Source organism: Pseudomonas sp. Irchel 3F3 (assembly GCF_900187545.1).
Taxonomy (GTDB): Bacteria; Pseudomonadota; Gammaproteobacteria; order Pseudomonadales; family Pseudomonadaceae; genus Aquipseudomonas; species Aquipseudomonas fortuita.
The window spans coordinates 116883-136802 of record NZ_FYDS01000003.1 but is presented as its reverse complement, the minus strand read 5'-3'; the positions used below and the strand labels follow the sequence as shown (position 1 = coordinate 136802).

General features: G+C 60.5%; 26 protein-coding genes and 2 pseudogenes. 10 read left to right on the top strand and 18 right to left on the bottom strand.

The genetic code is table 11. The features are described 5' to 3' along the window. Positions 1-28: 28 nt before the first annotated feature. Genes CKW35_RS06730 through CKW35_RS06715 form a run of 4 tightly spaced genes read left to right on the top strand, consistent with a single transcriptional unit; the run spans position 29 to position 2651 of the window. Positions 29-247 carry an MbtH family protein gene (locus tag CKW35_RS06730; protein WP_016487662.1) on the top strand — a complete coding sequence of 73 codons (219 nt, stop codon included), beginning with the start codon at positions 29-31 and terminating at the stop codon, positions 245-247. Continuing rightward, the gene (locus tag CKW35_RS06725) at positions 244-963 is read left to right on the top strand and encodes a thioesterase II family protein (RefSeq protein WP_095115494.1); all 720 of its coding nucleotides are present in this window, start codon (positions 244-246) and stop codon (positions 961-963) included. Before CKW35_RS06730 ends, CKW35_RS06725 begins: the two co-directional genes overlap by 4 nt. 57 nt (positions 964-1020) lie before the next feature. Continuing rightward, the gene (locus tag CKW35_RS06720) at positions 1021-1572 is read left to right on the top strand and encodes a hydrolase (RefSeq protein ID WP_016487660.1); all 552 of its coding nucleotides are present in this window, start codon (positions 1021-1023) and stop codon (positions 1570-1572) included. A 26-nt stretch (positions 1573-1598) separates the two neighbouring features. Then, positions 1599-2651 carry a DUF1615 domain-containing protein gene (locus CKW35_RS06715; RefSeq protein ID WP_023048682.1) on the top strand — a complete coding sequence of 351 codons (1053 nt, stop codon included), beginning with the start codon at positions 1599-1601 and terminating at the stop codon, positions 2649-2651. A gap of 160 nt (positions 2652-2811) precedes the next feature. Here CKW35_RS06715 and CKW35_RS06710 read toward each other — a convergent pair whose 3' ends face one another. The 9 genes from CKW35_RS06710 to CKW35_RS06670 form a co-directional block, all read right to left on the bottom strand. Continuing rightward, on the bottom strand, positions 2812-3675 hold the full coding sequence (locus tag CKW35_RS06710) for a metal ABC transporter solute-binding protein, Zn/Mn family (RefSeq protein WP_023048683.1): 864 nt from the start codon (positions 3673-3675) through the stop codon (positions 2812-2814). Further along, positions 3672-4571 carry a metal ABC transporter permease gene (locus CKW35_RS06705; protein WP_016487657.1) on the bottom strand — a complete coding sequence of 300 codons (900 nt, stop codon included), beginning with the start codon at positions 4569-4571 and terminating at the stop codon, positions 3672-3674. Before CKW35_RS06705 ends, CKW35_RS06710 begins: the two co-directional genes overlap by 4 nt. After that, a complete protein-coding gene (locus CKW35_RS06700) occupies positions 4568-5317 on the bottom strand; it encodes a metal ABC transporter ATP-binding protein (protein ID WP_016487656.1) in 750 nt (249 codons plus the stop codon). The genes CKW35_RS06705 and CKW35_RS06700 overlap by 4 nt, the downstream gene beginning before the upstream one ends. Beyond that, a complete protein-coding gene (locus CKW35_RS06695; protein WP_016487655.1) occupies positions 5314-6216 on the bottom strand; it encodes a metal ABC transporter substrate-binding protein in 903 nt (300 codons plus the stop codon). The genes CKW35_RS06700 and CKW35_RS06695 overlap by 4 nt, the downstream gene beginning before the upstream one ends. Before the next feature lie 16 nt (positions 6217-6232). Next, positions 6233-6802 carry a DUF6162 family protein gene (locus CKW35_RS06690; RefSeq protein WP_095115492.1) on the bottom strand — a complete coding sequence of 190 codons (570 nt, stop codon included), beginning with the start codon at positions 6800-6802 and terminating at the stop codon, positions 6233-6235. Continuing rightward, positions 6799-7119, bottom strand: a complete 321-nt coding sequence (locus CKW35_RS06685) for a hypothetical protein (protein ID WP_016487653.1) — start codon at positions 7117-7119, stop codon at positions 6799-6801. Before CKW35_RS06685 ends, CKW35_RS06690 begins: the two co-directional genes overlap by 4 nt. After that, entirely contained in the window at positions 7116-7655 is a 540-nt protein-coding gene (locus CKW35_RS06680; protein WP_016487652.1) for a hypothetical protein, read from the bottom strand. The genes CKW35_RS06685 and CKW35_RS06680 overlap by 4 nt, the downstream gene beginning before the upstream one ends. Then, positions 7652-8845: a PepSY domain-containing protein gene (locus CKW35_RS06675; protein WP_095115490.1), complete on the bottom strand. Its 1194-nt coding sequence runs from the start codon at positions 8843-8845 to the stop codon at positions 7652-7654. Before CKW35_RS06675 ends, CKW35_RS06680 begins: the two co-directional genes overlap by 4 nt. A 175-nt stretch (positions 8846-9020) precedes the next feature. Continuing rightward, positions 9021-10355 (bottom strand): lysine N(6)-hydroxylase/L-ornithine N(5)-oxygenase family protein, encoded by a 1335-nt coding sequence (locus tag CKW35_RS06670; protein WP_095115488.1) that lies wholly within the window; start codon positions 10353-10355, stop codon positions 9021-9023. A 174-nt stretch (positions 10356-10529) separates the two neighbouring features. Here CKW35_RS06670 and CKW35_RS06665 point away from each other — a divergent pair, with 174 nt between their 5' ends. Continuing rightward, positions 10530-10976 (top strand): hypothetical protein, encoded by a 447-nt coding sequence (locus CKW35_RS06665; RefSeq protein WP_016487649.1) that lies wholly within the window; start codon positions 10530-10532, stop codon positions 10974-10976. 86 nt (positions 10977-11062) lie between these two features. Here the strand turns inward: CKW35_RS06665 and pbpG are convergent, their stop codons facing one another. Continuing rightward, the gene (gene pbpG, locus CKW35_RS06660; RefSeq protein ID WP_095115486.1) at positions 11063-11989 is read right to left on the bottom strand and encodes a D-alanyl-D-alanine endopeptidase; all 927 of its coding nucleotides are present in this window, start codon (positions 11987-11989) and stop codon (positions 11063-11065) included. Positions 11990-12449: 460 nt separating this feature from the next. On the opposite strand from pbpG, the pseudogene CKW35_RS06650 reads away from it, so the two are divergent. The 3 genes and pseudogenes from CKW35_RS06650 to CKW35_RS28525 all read left to right on the top strand — a co-directional run. Beyond that, positions 12450-12614: pseudogene (locus tag CKW35_RS06650) on the top strand (DUF2514 family protein); the annotation flags it as partial. A 95-nt stretch (positions 12615-12709) separates the two neighbouring features. After that, positions 12710-13765 (top strand): acyltransferase, encoded by a 1056-nt coding sequence (locus tag CKW35_RS06645; RefSeq protein WP_023048810.1) that lies wholly within the window; start codon positions 12710-12712, stop codon positions 13763-13765. A gap of 141 nt (positions 13766-13906) precedes the next feature. Continuing rightward, a pseudogene (locus CKW35_RS28525) lies at positions 13907-14128 on the top strand (hypothetical protein); the annotation flags it as partial. 248 nt (positions 14129-14376) lie between these two features. Here the strand turns inward: CKW35_RS28525 and CKW35_RS27775 are convergent. The 5 genes from CKW35_RS27775 to CKW35_RS06620 form a co-directional block, all read right to left on the bottom strand. Continuing rightward, positions 14377-15132, bottom strand: a complete 756-nt coding sequence (locus tag CKW35_RS27775) for a hypothetical protein (protein ID WP_143499755.1) — start codon at positions 15130-15132, stop codon at positions 14377-14379. 330 nt (positions 15133-15462) lie between these two features. Beyond that, positions 15463-15630 (bottom strand): hypothetical protein, encoded by a 168-nt coding sequence (locus CKW35_RS28255; protein ID WP_156343155.1) that lies wholly within the window; start codon positions 15628-15630, stop codon positions 15463-15465. A gap of 169 nt (positions 15631-15799) precedes the next feature. Further along, on the bottom strand, positions 15800-16036 hold the full coding sequence (locus CKW35_RS06630; RefSeq protein ID WP_016487643.1) for a hypothetical protein: 237 nt from the start codon (positions 16034-16036) through the stop codon (positions 15800-15802). Continuing rightward, a complete protein-coding gene (locus tag CKW35_RS06625) occupies positions 16036-16272 on the bottom strand; it encodes a hypothetical protein (RefSeq protein ID WP_016487642.1) in 237 nt (78 codons plus the stop codon). The genes CKW35_RS06630 and CKW35_RS06625 overlap by 1 nt, the downstream gene beginning before the upstream one ends. Positions 16273-16459: 187 nt before the next feature. Beyond that, positions 16460-17134 (bottom strand): polysaccharide lyase family 7 protein, encoded by a 675-nt coding sequence (locus CKW35_RS06620; protein WP_023048808.1) that lies wholly within the window; start codon positions 17132-17134, stop codon positions 16460-16462. A 239-nt stretch (positions 17135-17373) separates the two neighbouring features. Between CKW35_RS06620 and CKW35_RS06615 the strand changes: the two genes are divergently transcribed. Next, a complete protein-coding gene (locus tag CKW35_RS06615; RefSeq protein WP_016487640.1) occupies positions 17374-17697 on the top strand; it encodes a DUF1654 domain-containing protein in 324 nt (107 codons plus the stop codon). Positions 17698-17735: 38 nt separating this feature from the next. Here CKW35_RS06615 and CKW35_RS06610 read toward each other — a convergent pair whose 3' ends face one another. Further along, on the bottom strand, positions 17736-18560 hold the full coding sequence (locus CKW35_RS06610) for a S24 family peptidase (RefSeq protein WP_016487639.1): 825 nt from the start codon (positions 18558-18560) through the stop codon (positions 17736-17738). 163 nt (positions 18561-18723) lie between these two features. Between CKW35_RS06610 and CKW35_RS06605 the strand changes: the two genes are divergently transcribed. Next, positions 18724-19056 carry a chemotaxis protein gene (locus tag CKW35_RS06605; RefSeq protein ID WP_023048806.1) on the top strand — a complete coding sequence of 111 codons (333 nt, stop codon included), beginning with the start codon at positions 18724-18726 and terminating at the stop codon, positions 19054-19056. Positions 19057-19175: 119 nt separating this feature from the next. On the opposite strand, the gene CKW35_RS06600 is transcribed toward CKW35_RS06605, so the two are convergent. After that, entirely contained in the window at positions 19176-19358 is a 183-nt protein-coding gene (locus CKW35_RS06600) for a hypothetical protein (RefSeq protein WP_016487637.1), read from the bottom strand. 94 nt (positions 19359-19452) lie between these two features. Beyond that, a complete protein-coding gene (locus tag CKW35_RS06595; protein ID WP_016487636.1) occupies positions 19453-19797 on the bottom strand; it encodes a hypothetical protein in 345 nt (114 codons plus the stop codon). Between the last annotated feature and the right edge of the window lie 123 nt (positions 19798-19920).

Sequence of the window (19920 nt, the reverse complement as noted above, 5' to 3'; positions counted from 1 at the left end):
CGGCACTCATCATTCAAGGAGACAGGCAATGACTTCCGTTTTCGACCGCGACGATATCCAGTTCCAGGTAGTGGTCAACCACGAAGAGCAATACTCGATCTGGCCAGATTACAAAGCCATCCCCAACGGCTGGCGTGCCGTCGGCAAGAGCGGCTTGAAGAAGGAATGCCTGGCCTACATCGACGAGGTGTGGACCGACATGCGCCCGCTGAGCCTGCGTCAGAAAATGGCCGAAGCCGCCCAGTGACCGCGCTGAACCTGCTGTGCCTGCCGTACTCCGGGGCCAGCGCCATGGTCTACAACCGCTGGCGGCGCAAACTGCCCGCCTGGTTGCAAGTGCGCCCGGTGGAGCTGCCCGGGCGCGGCGCACGCATGGCCGAGCCGCTGCACACCGACATGCAAGTGCTGGCCCGGCAACTGGCCAGCGAGCAGCGCCTGGCGACGAGCGCCCCTTATGCGTTGCTCGGCCACAGCCTGGGTGCATTGCTGGCCTTCGAGCTGGCGCATGAGCTGCAGGCGCTGGGCTGCCCCGCGCCATTGGCCCTGTTTGCCTGCGGTACGGCGGCACCCTCCCGGCGCGAAGACTACGACGGCAAGAACTGGCGCGAGCCCAGGAGCGACGCCGAGCTGATCCGCGAGTTGCGTGAACTCCAGGGTACCCCTGAGGAAGTGCTGGCCAACGCCGAGTTGATGAGCCTGACCCTGCCTACCCTGCGCGCCGATTTTCTGCTTTGCGGCACTTACGCCTACCGCCAGCGGGCGGCGTTGCAGTGCCCGCTGCACGTGCTGGGCGGGGCGGATGACCGGGCCAGCGACGAGCAATTGCAGGCCTGGCGCCAGGAAACCCAAGCCGAGTTCTCGCTGCAGATGTTTCCCGGTGGCCACTTCTTCATCCATGAGCAGGAGGACCACGTGCTTGGCGCGCTCACGGCTTCACTGGAACCGCTTCGGCTTTCTGCCTGATTGACGTCACCGCTTGCCTGGGGGAGGCTAGGCCTTTTCCCAGGCAAGGGGCGGACAATGCTGATCGATCCACACAAGGCCACGCTGCTGGTCGTCGACATCCAGGAAAAACTCATCGACGCCATGAGCGACCCTGAGGGTACTCGGGCACGGGCACGCTGGTTGTTGGCGGCGACCGCCGAGCTGGAGCTTCCGACGGTGATTTCCGAACAGTATCCCAAGGGCCTGGGGCATACCTTGGCGCCACTGCTGGCCGCAGCACCGGCAGCCGAAGTGGTGGAGAAAAGCCATTTTTCCTGTGTGGCTGCCGGTTGCCTGCCAGCGAGCCTGATGGCGCGTGAGCAGGTGATCGTGTGTGGTATGGAAACCCATGTCTGCGTGCTACAGACGGTGCTTGGCCTGCTGGCCTTGGGCAAGCAAGTGTTCGTGGTCGAGGATGCCTGCGACAGCCGTACCGCTGCCAGCAAGGCGGCGGGCCTGGCGCGCATGCGTGAGGCCGGGGCGCAGGTGGTGACCCGCGAGATGGTGTTGTTCGAATTGATGGGCAGCGCCGGCCACCCGCTGTTTCGCCACATCAGCAAAACCTACCTGGTCGGTGAACAGCCCTGAACGGCCGGTTACTGGCTGCCGGGTTGATGGCGCTGGCGCTGCTGCAAGGCTGTGCCGGGCGCCGTGAAGAAGCGCCCGAGGCGGACCCGGCCAAAGTCCGCGCCCAGCTGTTGCGGTTGCTGCCTGCGCAGGCCAAGGACCGCGAAGGCTGGGCCAAGGACATCCAAGTGGCGTTCGAGGCCCAGCGTATTACGCCGAGCAAAAGCAATTTGTGCGCTGTATTGGCGGTGACCGAGCAGGAATCCACTTTCACTGCCGACCCGCAGGTGCCCAACCTGGGGCGTATCGCCCGCGAGGAAATCGACCGCCGTGCCGGGCGCTTGCATATCCCCAGGCTACTGGTTGACGGTGCGCTCAAGGCGCCCTCCGGTAACGGCCAGAGCTACCAGCAGCGTTTGCAGGCGGTGCGCAGCGAGAAGCAACTGAGCGAGCTTTACGACGAGGTCATCGCCCGTGTACCGCTGGGCAAGACCTTGCTGGACGGGCTGAACCCGGTGCGCACCGGCGGGCCGATGCAGGTCAGCATCGACTTCGCCGAAAAGCATGCGCAGGCGTATCCCTACAGCCATGACGGCACGATTCGCCAGGAGGTGTTCACGCGGCGCGGCGGCATGTACTTCGGCATCGCCCACCTGTTGGGCTACCCCGCCAGTTACGAACGCCAGCTCTACCGTTTTGCCGATTTCAACGCGGGCTGGTACGCCAGCCGCAACGCGGCGTTCCAGGCCGCATTGGGCAAGGCGACCGGCGTGCCGCTTGCCTTGGACGGCGACCTGATTGCACCGGGGGCGATCATGCCAGGTGCCACCGAGCAAGCCGCAAGAAAGCTGGGGGCGAAGCTGGGGCTGCGTAACCCGCAGATTCGCAGCCAGCTGGAAGAGGGCGACAGCCTGGCGTTCGAGGACAGCAAGTTGTACAGCGGGGTGTTTGCCCTGGCAGATGCCAAGGCCGGTAAACCTGTGCCGCGGGCGGTATTGCCGGGGATCGAACTGAAGAGCCCCAAGATCACCCGCAAGTTGACCACGGCGTGGTTTGCCGGGCGGGTGGACGAGCGCTATCAGCGGTGCATGAAGCGTTAACTTTTCAGCTGACGCGATCCATTGTGGGAGCGGCCTTGCGTCGCGAAAGGGCCGCATAGCGGCCCCAGGGTTTCTGCGTTGATACAAAAATTGCGGGGCTGCTGTGCAGCCCTTTCGCGACGCAAGGCCGCTCCCACATTGACCACATCGGCCTGCTCGATCAGCTTTCGCCCAATGCCCCAACCACCTGGTCGACACTGGTCTTGAGCCCTGCAAACGCATCGTCAGGGTCACTCTCCACCACCACCAGCTTCGCCCCGGCGGCCTTGATCGCTTCGGCTACTGCGGCCTCCGGCTGGCGGTGGTCCAGCACCAGTGCTACATCCTGCGCTTTGAGGTTCTCCTCCAGCGCCTTGAGCGCGGCAGCATCCCATTCGGTCGGCAGCGGTTGCTCCACCACATCCAGGTTCAATCCGCTGGCCAGGTAACCCAACCGCTCGGACAGGCTCACCACCGTCAGGTTGTCGACCTTGGCCAGGCGTGTCTGGCTGCTGGCAGAAAGCTCCAGCAGCTGGCGCTTGAGCCCCGCCAGGTTGCCCTGGATCTTCGCTTTGTCACCCGGGGCCAGGCGCTCCAGGTCATTGGCCACCACATCGGCCATACGCCCGAGGTTGGTCGGGTTGAGCCAAGGGTAGGCGCCATAGGCATCATCACCGGAGACTGCAATCCCTGGCAGCGCACCATCCACCGGCCGTGCGGCATCGATTTCGACGATGCGGATGTTGCTGCGCCGGGCCATCGGGTACAGCGGGTCGTCACGCCAGATCGAACGCACACCGATTACCGCGTCGGCCTGTTGTGCGACTTTTTCCAGGCTGGCGCCACCGCGCCCGCTGAAGTACGACGGCTGCCGGCTGGCCGGCAGGTTGGCCGGCGCCGCACGTTTTAGCTGTACCGCAGTGCCGTCGAGCAGGGCGCTGGCCAGGCTGTGGGTGACGGGCAGGGTGGTCAGCACTTGTGTGGCAAAAGACAGCGACGGCAGGCCGGCCAGGGCCAGCGCCAGGGTCAGGCGTTTCAGGTTCATGCCGGGTTTCCTTGCAGGCGAGGGACAAGGGCGCGGGCCAGGGCGGCCAGGGCAAAGCAGATGCCCGCGACCAGGATGATGGCGGCGCCTGACGGTACTGGCAGGTCGAACACGATCGGAAGCAGGATGCCAAACAGGGTGCTGACAGTGGCAATCACCACCGACAGGAAGAAAAAGCCCTTGAGCGACTGGCTGACAAGGCGAGCGGCGGCAGCGGGAATGACCAGCAGCGCGCCGACCAGGATGGCCCCGATCACCTTCACGGCGGCCACGGTCACCAAAGTCACCAGCACCACGAACAGGTAGTCCAGGGTTTTCACCGCTACCCCGCGCACAGCTGCCAGCTGTGGGTTGAAGCTGGCCAGCATGATGCGGTTGTACAGCGGCAGCGCCAAAGCCAGCACCAGGACCGCGACGATGCCCAACACCACCAGGTCCTGGCCGCTGACGGTCAGCACCGAGCCGAACAGCACGTTCTCGAGGATGTGCACGTTGATCTTGCCCGCCAGCATCAACAGCAGGCTGGCGCCCAGCGCCAGCGACACCGACAGGAACACGCCAATCAGGGTGTCCGGCGACAGCCCGGTACGGTTGCGCAGGAAATTGAGCAGGATGCCGAACAGCAGGCAGTAGCCGAACAGGCTGCCGTAAGGGCCGGTGTAGGGCTCGCCCAGCAGGATACCGATGGCCACCCCGGTCAGCGCGGCATGGCCCACTGCCTCGGAGAAGAAAGCGAAGCGCTTGACCACCACCAGGGTGCCCAGGCCGCCCAGCACCGGGCCGATCATCAGGCCGGCCAACAGGGCGTTGACCACGAAACCGTAGGCCAGCGCCTCGGGCAGGTAACCAGCGGTGGCCCAGTCCTGGACCAGTTGGCGAAATGCTTCAAAACTCATGGGGCAAGGCTCTCGCTACGCGGGTGAACAGAGAACAGGCCGAGCAGGCGCTCCGGGGTCAGGGCCTGGGCGGGGGGGGCGTCGAACAGCACCTTGCGGCTCAGGCCGGTTACCCGGTCAGCAAGGCGCAGCACCGCTTCCAGGTCGTGCTCGATCCACAGCACGGTGGTGCCCGCCTGGCGCCAGCCCTTGAGCAACTGCTCGAACACCTGGATACCGGCTTCATCGAGTGCCGACATGGGTTCGTCCAGCACCAGCAACTGCGGCTCGGGGATCAAGCCCTGGGCCAGCAGCACGCGCTGGCGCTCGCCCCCGGACAGCGCACCCATGCGCCGCTTGCGTTTGTCTAGCATGCCGACCTGCGCCAAGGCGGCGTCTATGGCCGGTTGCACCCGCCGCGACAGGCCGAGAAAGGCGGGGCGGCGCTGGCACATGGCGGCCATGAAGTCGTCCACGGTCATCGGCAGGCCGCGGTCGAACTCCAGGGCCTGCGGCACATAGCCGATCACCTCGCGTGCGCTTGGCCAATGCAGGGTCAACTGGCCCTGATGCGGCATCTGCCCGAGCAGGGTCTTGATCAGCGAGCTCTTGCCGCCGCCATTGGGGCCGACGATGGCATGCACGCTGCCGGCGGCCACAGTGAAAGCGACCTGTTCAAGGATGCGTGTGCGGCCTAGCGTCAGGTCGATGCCAGCGAACTCGATGCGTGGCCCGCAGGCCGTCACCAGGTTGGCGGCGGCGGTCATGCGCGGTTCTCCTGAATGGCGCGGACCACGGTGTCGAGGTTGCGCTTCATTTCCACTTCGTACTTGTCCTTGGTGTATTCGCCATAGGAGATGTGCGTCAGCGGGTACAGGCGCACACCAGATTCACGCTGGATGGTTTCGACATAGGCCGACGGGAAGTCCATTTCCGAGAAGATCACCTTCACGTCCAGGGCTTTGAGCTGGTCGATGGTCTTTTTCAACTGGGCCGGGCTGGGTTCGATGCCGTGGGCCGGTTCGACCACGGCGGTCACCTCCAGGCCGAAGTCGCGGACCAGGTAATCGTAGGCGGCGTGGATGGTGGCCACCCGGAAGGTGGCGCTGGGGGCCTCGGTGACCTTGGCCAGGGCATCGGCACGCAGGGCGCGCAGGCGCTTGGCGTAGGCGCGGGCGTTTTGCGTGTAGAGCTTGGCGTTGTCCGGGTCGAGCTTGCCCAGTTCACGGGCGATGTTGTTGACCTGGGCGATGGTGGTGCTGATCGACAGGAAGGTGTGTGGGTTGACCACCTTGCCGGCGCCGCGGGCGGCAATACCGGTGGCCGCCAGCAACGGAACGTTCTGGTTGGCCTCGATGGTATTGATGCCGGGCTTTTCGCTGGCGGCGATCATGCGGTCGGCGAAGTCGTCGTGGCCCACGCCGTTGAGCACCACCACGTCCAGGGTGCCGATGCGCCTGATGTCCTCGGCCCGTGGCTCGTAGGCGTGGGGGTTGAAGCCCGCTGGAATCAGCGGCACCACTTCGGCCTTGTCGCCGACGATGTTGGTCACGTAGCTGTAGTAGGGGTGCAGGGTGATGCCGATGCGCAGCGGCTTGCCGTTATCGGCCAGGGCCGTTGCCGGCAGGGCAAGCGCCAGGAGCAGGGCGAGGGCGGAGCGGAACATGGGGAAGTCCTTGGGTTCAGTGACGGTGTTCGCGGGTAACCCCGGCGTCGTAGTGGCTGACCACCTGCTGCCAGCCAGCGGCAATCAGTGCCGCCTGGCCGAGGTCGTCCGGGGGCGTGGCGGCGCTGTCGCGGCGCAGCCAGACATCGGCCTGGCCAGTACTCTCGGCCGGCAGGATCAGCAGCAGGCTGCCGGCGACTTCAGGGGCCTGGCTGCGGCCCAGGTAGGCGCCGGGCTCCAGCCATGACCAGTGGTGGCCGCCACGGCTCTGGCTGCCTGCGTCGACCACGAAGGGCGGCAGGCCTTCTTCGGCCAGGGCCTGCACGCTAGGCACGGCAGCGTTTTCTTCACGCAGCAGCTGGATCTCGTCGAAGGCCACCCGCAGGTCGGTGTACAGGCCTTGCTCGGCGGCGGTGAGGTCGCGACGGGCGTCGATCTGGTGGCTGGCGATGGTCTGTTCGTCTTCGCGCTCGCCACGCAGCACCACCACGCTGGCGGCGAGCAGCACGATCAGCAGGCTGATCAGCAGCACGTACAGGGTTTCGTGCCCGGCGCCGGCCGGGCGAATCACTTGGGCGCGGCTCATGGCTGGCCAATATCGGCGTAGTCGACTTCCACGACATGCCCTGGGCCGGCATCAAACAGCACGTAGAACTCGCCGTCCGGGCGCTTGAAGGTGAGTGTCGAGTCGTCGCCAAGCTTGCCGCCGACCAGCACCTGTTCGTCATAACCGATCACATCCAGGGTCACCCCGGGGGCACCGCTACCGTCCGAAAAACCGCCGGTGCACTTGACCTGGCCGCCGGCCGTTTCTTCGCATTCGCACATCGGGTTATGCGCCAGGGCGGGGCCGGCGGCCAGTACCAGCAAGGGCAGGGCGAGGGTTCGCATCAGCTGTTTCATTTCTTGCCTCCTTGTTTTTCGAGCCAGGCCACGGTGGCTGGCGATGCTTTGGCCAGGGGGACCGACGCCTGGTGCATGCTGCCGTCCCAGCCTTCCAGGGTGATCCAGATCTGTGCGTCAGGCTTGGTGCGGGGCGGGATGGGCAGGTTGGTGCCCATGCGATAAGGCGCACCAAAGAAGATCGTGCCGGCGGCACGCAGGCTGCGCGGTTTGCCAATGCGCAGGTAAACGGCCTTGACGTCATTGATGCAGGCCTTGCACAGCGCTGCGTTGAAGGATTTGAAATCGCCAGCGGGGCCGTCCGGGCGTGGTGCTTCGTCACGCAGTTCAGCCAAATCCAGGGTGTAGGGGCCTGCCTGGATACCGGTGATCACGTTGGCACCCAGCCCGGCGTCGCCACGGAACAGCTTTGCGTCGTTGAAATACTTGGGCATGAAGCCCAGCGGTACCAGGATCAGCAGGATGTTCAGGTGGAAACGCCACTTCAGCCACCACTGCTTCAGTGGGCTGGCGGGTACGGCCTGGGCGTGGCTCATGATTGGGTCTCCAGGGAGGTCTGGGCGCGTTCGGTACGGGGTGCGCGTTCGCTGCGCTTGAGGGCGGCGGCGGTGGCCTGCGCGGTGCGCTTGGTCCAGATCAGCAAACCGCTGAACACCATCAGGGTGAGTATCAGCCCGAAGAAGAACCAGATCAGCTTGATCGGCAGGCCGCCGAAGTCGCCGGTGTGCAAGGGGCGCATGGACTCGGTGACGAACTCCAGCGTGGAGCGGTCGCTGAGCAGGAACTGGCTGTCGACTTTGCGCGTGTAAGGATTGACTTCGGCGCTTTGGAACATCAGCGGATACCAGCCGCGCCCGCCCATTGAAACATGGCTGTAAGCGGTAGACGGCAACGAAACGAAGGTGATATCCAGGCCGGGAATGGCCAGGCCGGCGATGCGTGCCGCCTCATCGAGGTCAATGCGCGGGGCAGGGCTGCCATCTGGTGTTTGCGGCACTTCTTCGCGGGCGATCACCGGCACGATGGGCCGGCTGGAAATGGTGATGTGGTTGTCGAACAGGATTGCCTGGATCAGGAACCAGGTACCGGTGATGGAAATGACCGCGATGAACCAGATCGACCAGACGCCCGCCAGGCGATGCAGGTCGCCCCAGAAGATGCGCGAACCATGCCCCGTGCGTACCGGTTTGAAGAAGCCCTTCCAGAACTTCTTGTACACCACCAGCCCGGTTACCAGCGATGCCAGCATGGGCAAGCCAAGGATCGACACCAGGTACCAGCCCCAGCTGAAGCCGTTGGTGAACGGCACCAGCCACCAGCCGTGCAGGGCGCGGGTGAAGGCTTCGAAGTTGAAGTCGGGGGACTTGCCCTGGATGGCACCGGTGTACGGGTTGACGTACAGCGTCGGGCTGGTGCCGTCGGGGAAGGTGACATCGGCCGTGAGGGCAAAGTGTGAGCCGTCGGGCTGTATGAGCGAGTCCACGACCATGTCCGGTTCGGCTTTGTGCAGGGCGTCCAGCACTTGCTGGAAGCTAAGGCGCTCGGCGTCGGCATCGGGTTTGCTGGAGCGCACATCGGGGTTGGCGAGCCAGACGATTTCCTGGCTGACCACGGCGAGCATGCCGGTAAAGCAGACAATCAGCACAAAGAACCAGATCGGCAGGGCGAGCCAGCTATGGACCAGGAACCACAGCCTGGATTTGGATTTTTTCGGTGATTTGGCCATCAGACGGTCTTCTGCATTGGGTGGTCGAGCGTGTGCCCAACCAAAGAGGGCTGTACTGATAAGGACGAATGAGAATTGAAAACCTGCCGTTTTAAATGCAAGCAAATGTTTCTAAGCGCAAAGCCGGCCTGTGCGCGAGGCGTCAGGCCGGCTTTGAAGGCATGCAGCAGCGGGGTCAGGCGTGGGTCATGGCCACGGCCGGTTGCGGTTTGCCGTGCAACTGCGCCAGGTCCTGGTACAGCGCCCGGCCAATTTCCGCAGCGCGGGCGGGCAGCACCGAGAGCAGGGTGTCGCTCAGGCCGTGGCTGTTCTCGCAGAACCCTTGCAAGTAAACCGACGCCTGCAGGTCGGGGCTTGCCAGTACGCGGTAGTTGCGGTCAACACTGAAATCGTCCAGGTAACCGGCAAGCGGTGCCAGCAGGTCACGGTGCGAGCGGCGCTCGTAGCCGGTGGCGAGGATCACGGCGTCGTAGCGGTGGGTTTGCTGCTGGCCGGTGGCAAGGTCGCGCAGGGTCAGTTCCAGGCCGTCGCGGGTGGCCACCACGGCTTCGACCTGGCGGCGGCACAGCACGTTGTGACGGTGCTGGTGGGCGACCTTCTGCCGGTACAGGATGCCGTAGATGCGCTCGATCAGGTTAAGGTCGACCACCGAGTAGTTGGTGTTGTGGTATTCGCCCAGCAGTTTGCTGCGCTGGTCGGCCGGTTCGTTGTAGACCAGGTCGGTGTAGTCCGGTGAGAAGATTTCGTTGACGAACGGGCTGTCGTCGGCGGGTTTGAGGGCCGACCCACGCAGGATCATGTCGACCTTGACCGACGGGTAGCTGTCGTTCAGATCAATGAACGCCTCGGCGGCGCTTTGCCCCGACCCGATCACCGCGATGCGCATGGGTTTGCCGGCGGTGCACGGCAGCTTGTTGAGGCTGCTCAGGTATTGGGAGTGATGGAAAACCCGCGGGTCGTCCTTGAAGGCACTGAACTTTTCCGGGATTTTTGGTGTGCCGCCGCTGCCGACCACCACCGAGCGGGTGCGGCGGCTGTATTCGCGGCCTTGGGCGTCGCGCGAGACCAGGCGCAGGTGCTCGACCCGGCCGGCATTCACCTCTGGTTCGATGCGCAGCACTTCCTGGCCATATACCGCCTGGGTGGCGAAATGGTCGGCGGCCCAGCGCAGGTAGTCGTTGTACTCCAGGCGGCAGGGGTAGAAGGTGCCGAGGTTGATGAAGTCGGCCAGGCGCTGCTTCTGGTGCAGGTAGTTGACGAAGCTGTAGGGGCTGGTGGGGTTGCGCAACGACACCAGGTCCTTGAGGAACGAAATCTGCAGCTCGCTCTGGGTGGCAAGGGTTTCGCCGTGCCAGCGGTAGTCCTGCTGCTTGTCGATGAACAGCGCGTCGAGGGCATGGCCCTGGGACTCGGCGAGTTCTTCCAGGGCAATGGCCAAGGCCAGGTTGGAAGGGCCGAAGCCCACGCCGATCAGATCTTTGATGGTTTCCTGCTGTGAGGACTGGCTCATGGCTGCGATTCCCTGAATGGTCGAAATTGGACGCCCGCCGGCGCTCCGGCTCCTGCGCAAGTACATGTGTTGGAACGAGCCAGTCGCGGGGGAATTTAAGCGGGCTAAAGAACTGCCAGGGATGGCCGATAGGGTGGTTACGGCAAGGACCTATCTTTCAGCCAGGGAATCGAGATGAGCGCAATTACGGCTAGCAACCTCATGATCAATGGCGTTTCAGCGCAGACGCTGAGCGCCAACGCAGCCAACGAACGCGAACAGGCAAAGCAGGCCGGTGAGGCGCTGGGCCCCTTGAGCATCAGTAGCGACAGCATGAAAGTTTCAGCGGGTAGCCAGGCGCAACCTGCGGACAGTGAAGACAGTGGTGAGTCAGAGGCCGTATCCGAGCTGCGTCAGCTGATCAAGGATCTGCAGAAGCAACTGGTCGAGGAGCAGAAGCAGTTGGCTGCGCTGCAGAACAGCAAGATGGATGAAGCGGCCAAGGCCGCTGCGGTGGGCGCCAAGCAGGCAAGCATTGCCACTATCAACGGCCAGATCATGGCAGCCACGGCACAGCTGCTGGAGCTGTTGCAGCAAGAGGGTGGCAGCAGCTCGGGCGGGATGGTCAGCGCCACGGCCTGACTGCCTGGTGCAACGCCTGCAGGAGCGGCCTTGCGTCGCGATGGGCCGCTCCTGCACAGGTTCTGTGCAGCCCCAGGGGCATGCGGTTATTCGGCCGCTACACGCCCCTTGTTCTGCCGCTCGGTCTTGTACTGCATGGCCACTGCCGGTGCCGGCTTGGCGGCCCCGGTCTCCAGCCACTGACGCATGCGGCTGGCATCGGCAAAGTGGGTGTACTTGCCGAAGGCGTCGAGGATGACCATGGCCACCGGACGGTTATCCATGCGGGTCAGCAGCACCAGGCAGTGCCCTGCTTCGTTGGTGAAGCCGGTCTTGGTCAGCTTGATGTCCCAGTTGCTCTTGTTCACCAGGTGGTCGGTGTTACGGAAGCCCAGGGTGTAGTTGGGCTTGCGGAAGGCCACAGTCTTCTCACGCGTGGTCGACAGCTCGCTCAGCATCGGGTATTTGCGCGAGGCCATCAGCAGTTTGGCCAGGTCGCGTGCGGTGGACACGTTCTGCGTCGACAGGCCGGTCGGCTCAACGTAGCGGGTATGCGCCATGCCCAGGCTGTGGGCCTTGGCATTCATCGCCTTGATGAACGCCGGGTAGCCGCCGGGGTAGGCGTTGGCCAGGCTGTTGGCCGCACGGTTTTCCGACGACATGAGGGTGATCAGCAGGGTCTCGCGGCGATCGAGTTGGCTGCCCAGGCGTACGCGGGAATACACGCCTTTCATTTCCGGGTTGTTGGCAATGGTCATGGTGAGCATTTCATCCATGGGCAGCTTGGCATCCAGTACCACCATCGCCGTCATCAGCTTGGTGACCGAGGCGATCGGCACCACGCGGTCGGCGTGGCTCGAATACAACTCCTGGTTGGTATTCAGGTCGATCAGCAAGGCGCTGCCTGAAGCCAGATGCAACTTGGACGGATCTCGTTGGGCTTGGGCCGGGGGTTGTGCAGCAGCAGTCGACGGAAGGGTCGCGGTACCTGTGAGCAACAGCAGCAGGCTGAGGATGGACAGGGATTTTTTCACGTTGAGGCTCACTAAAAGTTGGTATGTCGTTGGCTGTGCAAGGGTTTTCCCCCTAAAACCGATGCATTCTGGAGTATGGCTGAATTGCTGTCGAATGCCTTATGACTAAAGGGCGCAAGGTGAACGAAATTTAATCCTGCGCCGATGCTGTACCCATTACGTTCTTTTCCAGTTTCGCCAGTTCCGCCCAATCGTTGGCAGAATTCAACCACTTAGCGTAGGTCGAGAGAAGCACCTGCACCGAGTGCCCAAGCTGCCCAGCAATAAACGCTGGATTCATCCCCGACATGAGGCACATCGTGGCATATGTGTGCCGGCAATTGTACTGAGGCCTGTGCCTGAGCCCCTTTGCCTCTAGCGCCTGGTTGAAGTGCCTGCCGCCGGTTTCGGGCACGGTGATGTGTGGTGATGAGCCAGAAGGCTGGAAGATGAATGGCGACTTCGTCGAGACGCCAATATCGCCGCTGTCGCCCGAGGCGAGGTAGCCACCCGCGCCGCCATTGTGCTCTCCGAGCTGCTCTCACGGGCTGATGAACGAGCGGGAGAGTTGGCGCAGGCTTATGACCGGGCACGCATAGCCGGTCATCAGTGCGAAGCGTCCTATGACGCACTCGGGCGAAAATAACCATCTGAGACTTCAGCCTCTCAAGATATTGAGAAATGCGACGTACCTGGCGATAATGGCGAATTAATCTCATACACTTGCAATGGACTGCGCGCGTGGAAAAATTCTACGGAATACAATATTTGAGAGGCATTGCAGCTGGGCTGGTTATCATCTACCATTCCATGGTGATGATTGCTGTAGCACCATACTTCGATAACCCGGTGGGTGATTTTGGTGTAGATATATTCTTTGTTATATCCGGGTTCGTAATGTGGGTAACCACAGAGGGTAAGAATAAAGGTATAAGAGAGTTTTGGGTTTCGCGGATATTGAGAGTGGCGCCGTTATACTGGGTGTTCACCTGTGTGCTTGTCGCTGCCGCGCTATTAATGCCAAGCTTGTTTTTCAACTCCCGCGCAGTCGATCCAGTATTCCTGCTTAAGTCACTGTTTTTCATTCCCGCCCTAAACCCAGATGTGGGTGATGTCACGCCTGTATACACCATTGGGTGGACCCTCACATATGAGATGTTCTTTTACGCGATATTCGGTCTCTCCTTAGCATTGCAAAACCTAAGAATGAGACTTCTGTTCTTGGCTGCAGTTATAGTTGCACTTGCTATTGTTGGGTCTGCTTTGGCTCCAGAAGGGCCATTGGGCAAAACCTACACAAGCCCGATCATCATTGAATTTCTGCTTGGCGTCTTGCTAGGGGTCACCAGGCAGCGCTGGGTGGGTATCGGTTTTTTGCCGACAAGTCTATTGGTTGGGGCTAGTAGTGTGGCGCTGGTATTAGCTGATTTCACCCTATTCACTCGGCCTTTAGTATATGGCGTCCCGGCGTTTTTCTTAGTCGCAGGATTTATCTCGATTGAGAAGTACATTCGGTCAAATATCAATAGGGTCGCTCTGTTGTTTGGGGAGGCATCTTATTCACTGTATTTGTCGCATCCAATTTCTCAACGAATCTGGTATGTGCTATTTGTAACGACGTTTGGGCAGATAACCAGCCTTGCGATGGCAGTCTGGTACGCGGTAGGCGCTGTGACTGCTGGGCTGCTAGGCGGAATTGTATGCTACCTTCTTGTAGAGAAATATCTGCTGACGCTGGCAAAAATTATTTCACGCTCGTCCCTTAAGGCCGGCACGGCTATTGAAGTGCAGCGCTAGCGTGATCACACCATTAGGCTGCTTGCTGGTTTTTTCTTTGAAGCAGCCTAATCTTGGCTCTGGAGGTTTCACGCTTGAATGGGGCTTCAACGTTGGTTACTGACCAAACCTTTCCATATCATTCCTGCTTGGAGCTTAGGCATGGATGAGCGGACTTTCATCGGGATGGTTGAGGCCGGCGAGCCGCTGATTCAGAAGGCGATCGACGCCATGCGCTGTTACCACCAGACGCAGGATCATGGCGCGCCTGCAGAGGAGATCGAGCACCTGCGCCTGCTGGCTGAGTCGCTCTTCCAGGCGGTCTCCGATTACAAGCTCCACGTCGTGGCCAAGGCCCGGGGCAAGGATCTGCCGCCGCTCCACTCAGCTGGCTTTATCAACTCAGCTCCCTGTTTGCGTACATTCCTCACGACTGAGCCCAACCGATACCACTCGAACACGTCGGATAGCCCCTCGTCCAAAGTTGAGGGTTATTTGCTCGGCATGTGTGTTCGATGTAGTCAGGTTAGGCACGCTCCAGCAAGACTGGGAAAAGTACGCCGGATGTCGACCATGCTGTTGGAAATATTGGCTGTAAAGACCCCACCCTACGGAGGGGTGGGGCTCTACCTTTACGATAAATACAGCTTTTTAGCTGAGGCGCGCAGTTCTGGTGAGGCGGATTTAAGATATTTCTCCAAATTGAGAGGTCGTTTTGCTTCGCGCTCTTTCTGAACCTGTTCAATAATGGCGTTGCGATATTCTTGTGGGATTCCGATCAACTTAAGAGATTGATCGATTTGGAGATTGCTTGGGATGTTGCTGTAGTCAAGCAGGGACGTCTGTGCGTAATAGGCAATAGCATTTGTTGCTATATCTGAGATGCCTGAGCTTTCGAAATTGTAGGTCCACAGGCAATAGTCAATGCGTACGGGAACGTATGTTTCTTCGATGCCTTTATCTGGATCTGCTGCATGTCCATCGAGTGCGATTAAATAGAGCTTTTTGTTGCTTGATGCACCTGATGAGTTACCAATTAATGTGTCTAGTGCAGTACCTATCAAGCCGGTTAAGGCATCGCGCCATTTAGCTTCCGGACTATGTAATAGACTGTCGACAGCATTCTTGATGCCTGCCGACGGTCCAGAAGATGACATTACATGAGTCCCCTCGTCCTGCATAATGTAGAGGCCTGGAGGGATCTGGGTGGGCGATCCAGACTTAGCGTCAGACTTAGATTTGGCAATGTCGTCTTCAACGAGTCGTTTTATTTCTGAAAGTTTTGTTTGAGCGAGTACATCTAACATCTGCAAAGAAGCTTTCACTTCTTTAGCTTTTTCGTCAGCGTGATTCTCTAAAGCCCTAATAGCGTTTTGAACAATTCCCATTGTTAGCTCCTTGCTTACGTTATCCCTGGGGAGAGCTCTTGAAAAAAAATCAAGAATCAAAATATCTAGCACAAAACTGGAAATCTGCCAGCTGCAGCCCGAAAGCACTTTCGAAAAATGTGGGCTAAGGGTCCTAACCTTGTGCTTGGAACGTAGCCGCCTGGTGACGAGAGGGGCTGGAAGGCCCGTAAATACGGGCCTCCGTAACTTTCTAGAACCCGCCAAAATCCAAAAAACACCTCTGGAGTATGGCTGAATTGCTGTCGAATGCCTTATGACTAAAGGGCGCAAGTTGAACGAAATTTAATCCTGCGCCGCGTGAAAGGCGTATCAGGATGCGATCAGATAGGCCGCCAGGCCCTTGGCAATTCGCCACGGCTTCCAGATTGAAAGGTGATCGAACAGTCGGCTGTAGTTGCCCGCCAGCCCTGCAACCGCAAGGTAGACAAACCACTTTCGCAGCACCCTGGAGAACTTTCTTTTGATGAGTCGCAACAATCGGCACACCTTGAACCATGGCCCTGTCGCAAAAACGAAAAAGCCCAACATGGTGTTGGGCCTCAGCGCCACTCCTCAACGCAGGAATGACAGGAGGGGGAAATTTACGGCACGGCCATATGATACCGCAAGCCTTTTAGAGCCCCTGTTTCATGGGCGGGGCTGCTCTCTAGCCTTCGGGAAGCGTAATGCCGCACACGAACTCACTCGAGCCAAGGCGATGTGAACCGTACTCCACAACATAACCAGCGCCGAGGCGCGCTGCCTCCACCTGGGCTGTCTTCTGGTCGGCATAGACGTCGACAAAATGCCATGGATGCTTGTCCCGAAGCACACCCCAGCCGAGCACCCAGCCCTCCTTGTCGGGGTCTGGAGGCAGGTTTTTCGCCAGGCTGCGTATAACCATCAATCTGCTCGCAATATGGGGAACTGCTCTGCGGGATTGCGTGACTCGGCGTTCATCAACCCGCACGCAGTCGCAGCCTCGGATTTGTTGATATAGCCGCGCTTGAGTCGTTGTTTCTCCTGGTTGTCATAGATATCGAAGCCGCCCGAAGCGGTCGCGGCGTAGAACCGGTTGCCGATGCGGAAGGATTCACCTTCCACTGGCACAGCAGGAACGATAACGAATCTTGGTTGCATGTTTCGCGCCTCCCCAGGCAGAGAGGTAATTATTAGTCTGAGAGCGGGCAGGCAACAATATGACTCATCGAGACTAATCACTGGCGTGGCGTGTCACGCGCGTCAACCATGCGCTTTTGGTCAGTTGGCATCCCGATGCAATCTGTGATGGGGCGGGGCATCGGGATGCTTTGCCGGCTAATGTCGCTCAGCGATGAATCAGCGAGAGTTCGCTGATGATGCAGACCGAGCCGTCGTCGGCCGGTGTTGCGTCGGTATAGTCAACCTGGTTGTAGATGCCGCCGTGGAACTCGAACAGCTGCGAAGACCAGGTGCTGTCGAGCTGTAGATCGCCGGACGTGCCGGATACCCCGTTGCATTTGGCTGTTACATTGACCACGCCTGCAGACGTGGTGTGGAGGCTCACGTCGAACCTGCCCCCCAGCGGCACACCTTTGAGTACTGTCGAGTTTACCGGGTCGGTCTGGTTGTAGGTCCGCCGAAACCCCAGGGTAATGTTGCCTTTGTTCCAGAACACCTTCACCGGCGGGCTGTCATCCCCGCGCACGTGCATCTGGGCGATCACCACCTTTTGCGCCGCGTTGACCTTGGTCAGCGTCATGGTCTGGCGATTCCAGTGGTCCTGGGCGCTTCCCAGTGTCCAGTCTTCTGTTTCTGTCCATTCGCAGCGGGTCCTGTGGGTACTTTTGCTCGAAGCGCCCTTGGTGGGGGCTGAAAGCTGGATTGACCCATCGCTGAGGACCTTCACCACACTCGGGAACCGGGCGATCGCTTCAGCACCGCTGAGTTCGAGTGCTACAGGGTTGCTTGGGGAGACCGCCACCGGGGTGGCGATGGTGAGATCGTTGATGTCTACGGTCATGGTAACTCCTGACGAAAAGGGCCTGAATGACGAAGCGTTCCAGCAGCTTTGCGGTGGCTGGCGCAACGAAATTAGCCTTGGGCTAAATTCAAGTCAATAGCCATTGGCTAAATAAATTTCGCTATAGGCAAAATTGCCTGGAGGCGAAATTTTCCGGTTGCAGGGGTTTACGGTGGATTTGGCGGTGAGATAAGCTTTCCCTGAATACTGTACAAACATACAGATATCAGGATGAGAATATGTTCAAGCACGTGAACGCAGCCCCCCGGCAGTGCCAGGGAATGACCGGAGTAGAGCGGCTTAGCCTGCGGGTGTCGTCGATGATCAACCACCCGCTGGCGCAGACGCAGCGCTGGGTGGTTGTGCACCGGCTGGATACCGACGGTGATGCGGAATGGGACGAGGTGATGGGCCTGCTGCTGGAGACGCCCGAGTTGAACCTTACCTTCAACGATGACCAGAGCGTGACGGTGCGCTGGGCGCGCACCAGCGTGCAAGCACGTGACGACTTCAGCGTCGAGCAGTACAACGAGGAGGTGATGGAGGAGGCGCCGCCATTTTGAGCCTCAGCAAACGCCCGCCTTAAGAGGCGGGCTTCGTTTTACACAAGGTGGGCATTCCACACCAGTAGGACCCTGGCCTGGATGTAGGTCTCTTCTCGGCGGATCATGCGGTCCTTGTGCCGCGAATTGTCGGAGATCATCTCGAAATGGTCCTCATCAGCAATCTGCAGTCGCTTGATGTAAATATGGTCGCCCCAGGAGAAAAAGTAGATGCCATCGCCGACGAACTCGCGGATGCTGACATCGACGATCAGCGGGTCGCGGTGCTTGATGGTCGGCTCCATCGACTGGCCCCAGCCCGTTACCATCTTCAGGTGATGGTGCTCCGTGAACGTCACACCCAGTTCGCGCAGATGGCTGGGGCTGACGCGGACGTCTGTGAACATCTCGGGGTAGTCGTGAGGGATCTGGCCACCGCCCATGGCAGCCCGCACATCGTAGTGAGCAATCCACACTTCGTCGCCGACCAAGCCAGGGCGAACACGGTCAGCCTTTAGCAGCGTGGCATTCTGCGGTTCTTCTGCAGCGGCCAGCAACCTTTGGCGGGTTTCTTCAGGGATGCCTCTGCCGCTTCTGGCAAGCATCTGCTTGACCAGGTCGGCTGCCGAAAGTTTACCGTCGCCGGCTTCGACCGAAGGCTGCCCAGGGTCGCCTGCCGACAGTGCGTCGAACCAACCCCGAGGCAAACCTTCGATGCCCTCGATTCGGCGGGCCACGTCATCGCCCAGGTTTTTCACGGTCTTGTCGGAAAGGATCTGGCTGAGGTGTGCAGGCGCCATCCCCCAGCGTTCTGCGCAGGATCCCTTTCTCTGGCTGCCGATGAGCTTGACCAGGTTGTGCTTGCGAATGTCGTAGATGTCCATAGGGCGAAGCATGCCAGTGTTTAGCTTGCTGCTAAATGTGCGCATAGCTAAATTTCTCTTGTGGCAAAGTTAGCTGTAGGCTAAATTAAATTCACCAGCAAGGGAAGCCAGCGAGACATTTTTCTCCGGGGCTCATGGCATCATCATCTGTAATGAGGTTCACATGGATCCGACCGACTTCGGCCCGGGCACAGTCACTTGGCTGAGCGGCACGGGCACTGTGTTACTGGGTGCAGGTCTGTGGCTGCGCAAGTGGTTATCCAGGGATGCAACCGAGCGTGCGATGGACAGTGCAGATATTGCAGTCATCCGCCGACTGACCGACCTGCTGGACATTGAGCGCGATGCCCGCAGAGAGGCAGAGGCCAAAGCCGACCAGTTCGCCAGGGAACGCAACGAGCTGGTGATAAGCGTCGGCCGGCTACAGGGCAAAGTCCTGGCACTGACCAGCCAGTTGGCTATGGCTACAAAAAACACTGGCCCGAAAAAATTGTAGGAGCGAGCTTGCTCGCGATGCGCCCCCCACACAGTAACGGCCAGGCGTTTCGGCAAAAAAAAGCCCGCCAGATCGGCGGGCCATAAAGGGCGTAGGGAGCAACGCACAACAAATTCGGGTCAGGCGACCAGGGTGCCTGGTTGCAACTGTTCAACCAGGGCCTGCGCCGCAGCAAGGGTCGGCATCGGGCCGCTTACGGCTTCGCCGTTGCGCACCAGGTACCAGCATGCCAGCCGGCCCTGTTCACGCAGTGAAGTGGGAACGGCGCTGCCGACAACGGACATGATCTGGATAGTGGCCATGTGGACCTCCTGTGAAACATGGCCCTACCATACGCAGCAGCCTGGGCACTTTGAAATCAACTTCCTCGATAGTGGTCATTAGTTCTATCAACCATTACCAGCGTGGCGGTCCGTAATACACCGGTGGCGGGCCGTAGTAGGTGCGGTAGCCCGGGGGCGGTGGTGCCGGTGCGTAGTACGGCTGGTAGTACACCGGTTGCGGCGGCGGTTGCACGTACACCGGCGGCGGCCCGTAATAGACCGGCTGGCGTTCAACGTACACAGTACGGTCACGCCCGCCATAAACCGTTGCCCCGACCACGGCGCCGACCACTGCCGCACCCAGGACCGGGCCCGGTCCATACCAGCCACCGCCGCCATGGCCACCGTGAGCAGCAGCGGGCCCGCTGATGGCCAAGGCACCGACCAGCAGGGCGATTCCGGGAATGTGACGGATCATGGAGCACCTCGCAGAGAAAGCCCACGTTCGGGGGGCCTTGATAATATGACTCCAGTCTCTGTCAGCTGAGCACAGGGGAACGGTAAAGGTTGTGTAAGGGACGACCAGTGGTCGCCTCTGTTA

Bases quoted from the DNA above. Each gene is read 5' to 3' on its own strand.
- CKW35_RS06730 (WP_016487662.1), top strand. From the start codon at position 29: ATGACTTCCGTTTTCGACCGCGACGATATCCAGTTCCAGGTAGTGGTC.
- CKW35_RS06720 (WP_016487660.1), top strand. From the start codon at position 1,021: ATGCTGATCGATCCACACAAGGCCACGCTGCTGGTCGTCGACATCCAG.
- CKW35_RS06715 (WP_023048682.1), top strand. From the start codon at position 1,599: ATGGCGCTGGCGCTGCTGCAAGGCTGTGCCGGGCGCCGTGAAGAAGCG.
- CKW35_RS06710 (WP_023048683.1), bottom strand. From the start codon at position 3,675: ATGAACCTGAAACGCCTGACCCTGGCGCTGGCCCTGGCCGGCCTGCCG.
- CKW35_RS06705 (WP_016487657.1), bottom strand. From the start codon at position 4,571: ATGAGTTTTGAAGCATTTCGCCAACTGGTCCAGGACTGGGCCACCGCT.
- CKW35_RS06700 (WP_016487656.1), bottom strand. From the start codon at position 5,317: ATGACCGCCGCCGCCAACCTGGTGACGGCCTGCGGGCCACGCATCGAG.
- CKW35_RS06695 (WP_016487655.1), bottom strand. From the start codon at position 6,216: ATGTTCCGCTCCGCCCTCGCCCTGCTCCTGGCGCTTGCCCTGCCGGCA.
- CKW35_RS06690 (WP_095115492.1), bottom strand. From the start codon at position 6,802: ATGAGCCGCGCCCAAGTGATTCGCCCGGCCGGCGCCGGGCACGAAACC.
- CKW35_RS06685 (WP_016487653.1), bottom strand. From the start codon at position 7,119: ATGAAACAGCTGATGCGAACCCTCGCCCTGCCCTTGCTGGTACTGGCC.
- CKW35_RS06680 (WP_016487652.1), bottom strand. From the start codon at position 7,655: ATGAGCCACGCCCAGGCCGTACCCGCCAGCCCACTGAAGCAGTGGTGG.
- CKW35_RS06675 (WP_095115490.1), bottom strand. From the start codon at position 8,845: ATGGCCAAATCACCGAAAAAATCCAAATCCAGGCTGTGGTTCCTGGTC.
- CKW35_RS06670 (WP_095115488.1), bottom strand. From the start codon at position 10,355: ATGAGCCAGTCCTCACAGCAGGAAACCATCAAAGATCTGATCGGCGTG.
- CKW35_RS06665 (WP_016487649.1), top strand. From the start codon at position 10,530: ATGAGCGCAATTACGGCTAGCAACCTCATGATCAATGGCGTTTCAGCG.
- CKW35_RS27775 (WP_143499755.1), bottom strand. From the start codon at position 15,132: ATGGGAATTGTTCAAAACGCTATTAGGGCTTTAGAGAATCACGCTGAC.
- CKW35_RS06630 (WP_016487643.1), bottom strand. From the start codon at position 16,036: ATGGTTATACGCAGCCTGGCGAAAAACCTGCCTCCAGACCCCGACAAG.
- CKW35_RS06625 (WP_016487642.1), bottom strand. From the start codon at position 16,272: ATGCAACCAAGATTCGTTATCGTTCCTGCTGTGCCAGTGGAAGGTGAA.
- CKW35_RS06620 (WP_023048808.1), bottom strand. From the start codon at position 17,134: ATGACCGTAGACATCAACGATCTCACCATCGCCACCCCGGTGGCGGTC.
- CKW35_RS06615 (WP_016487640.1), top strand. From the start codon at position 17,374: ATGTTCAAGCACGTGAACGCAGCCCCCCGGCAGTGCCAGGGAATGACC.
- CKW35_RS06610 (WP_016487639.1), bottom strand. From the start codon at position 18,560: ATGGACATCTACGACATTCGCAAGCACAACCTGGTCAAGCTCATCGGC.
- CKW35_RS06605 (WP_023048806.1), top strand. From the start codon at position 18,724: ATGGATCCGACCGACTTCGGCCCGGGCACAGTCACTTGGCTGAGCGGC.
- CKW35_RS06600 (WP_016487637.1), bottom strand. From the start codon at position 19,358: ATGGCCACTATCCAGATCATGTCCGTTGTCGGCAGCGCCGTTCCCACT.
- CKW35_RS06595 (WP_016487636.1), bottom strand. From the start codon at position 19,797: ATGATCCGTCACATTCCCGGAATCGCCCTGCTGGTCGGTGCCTTGGCC.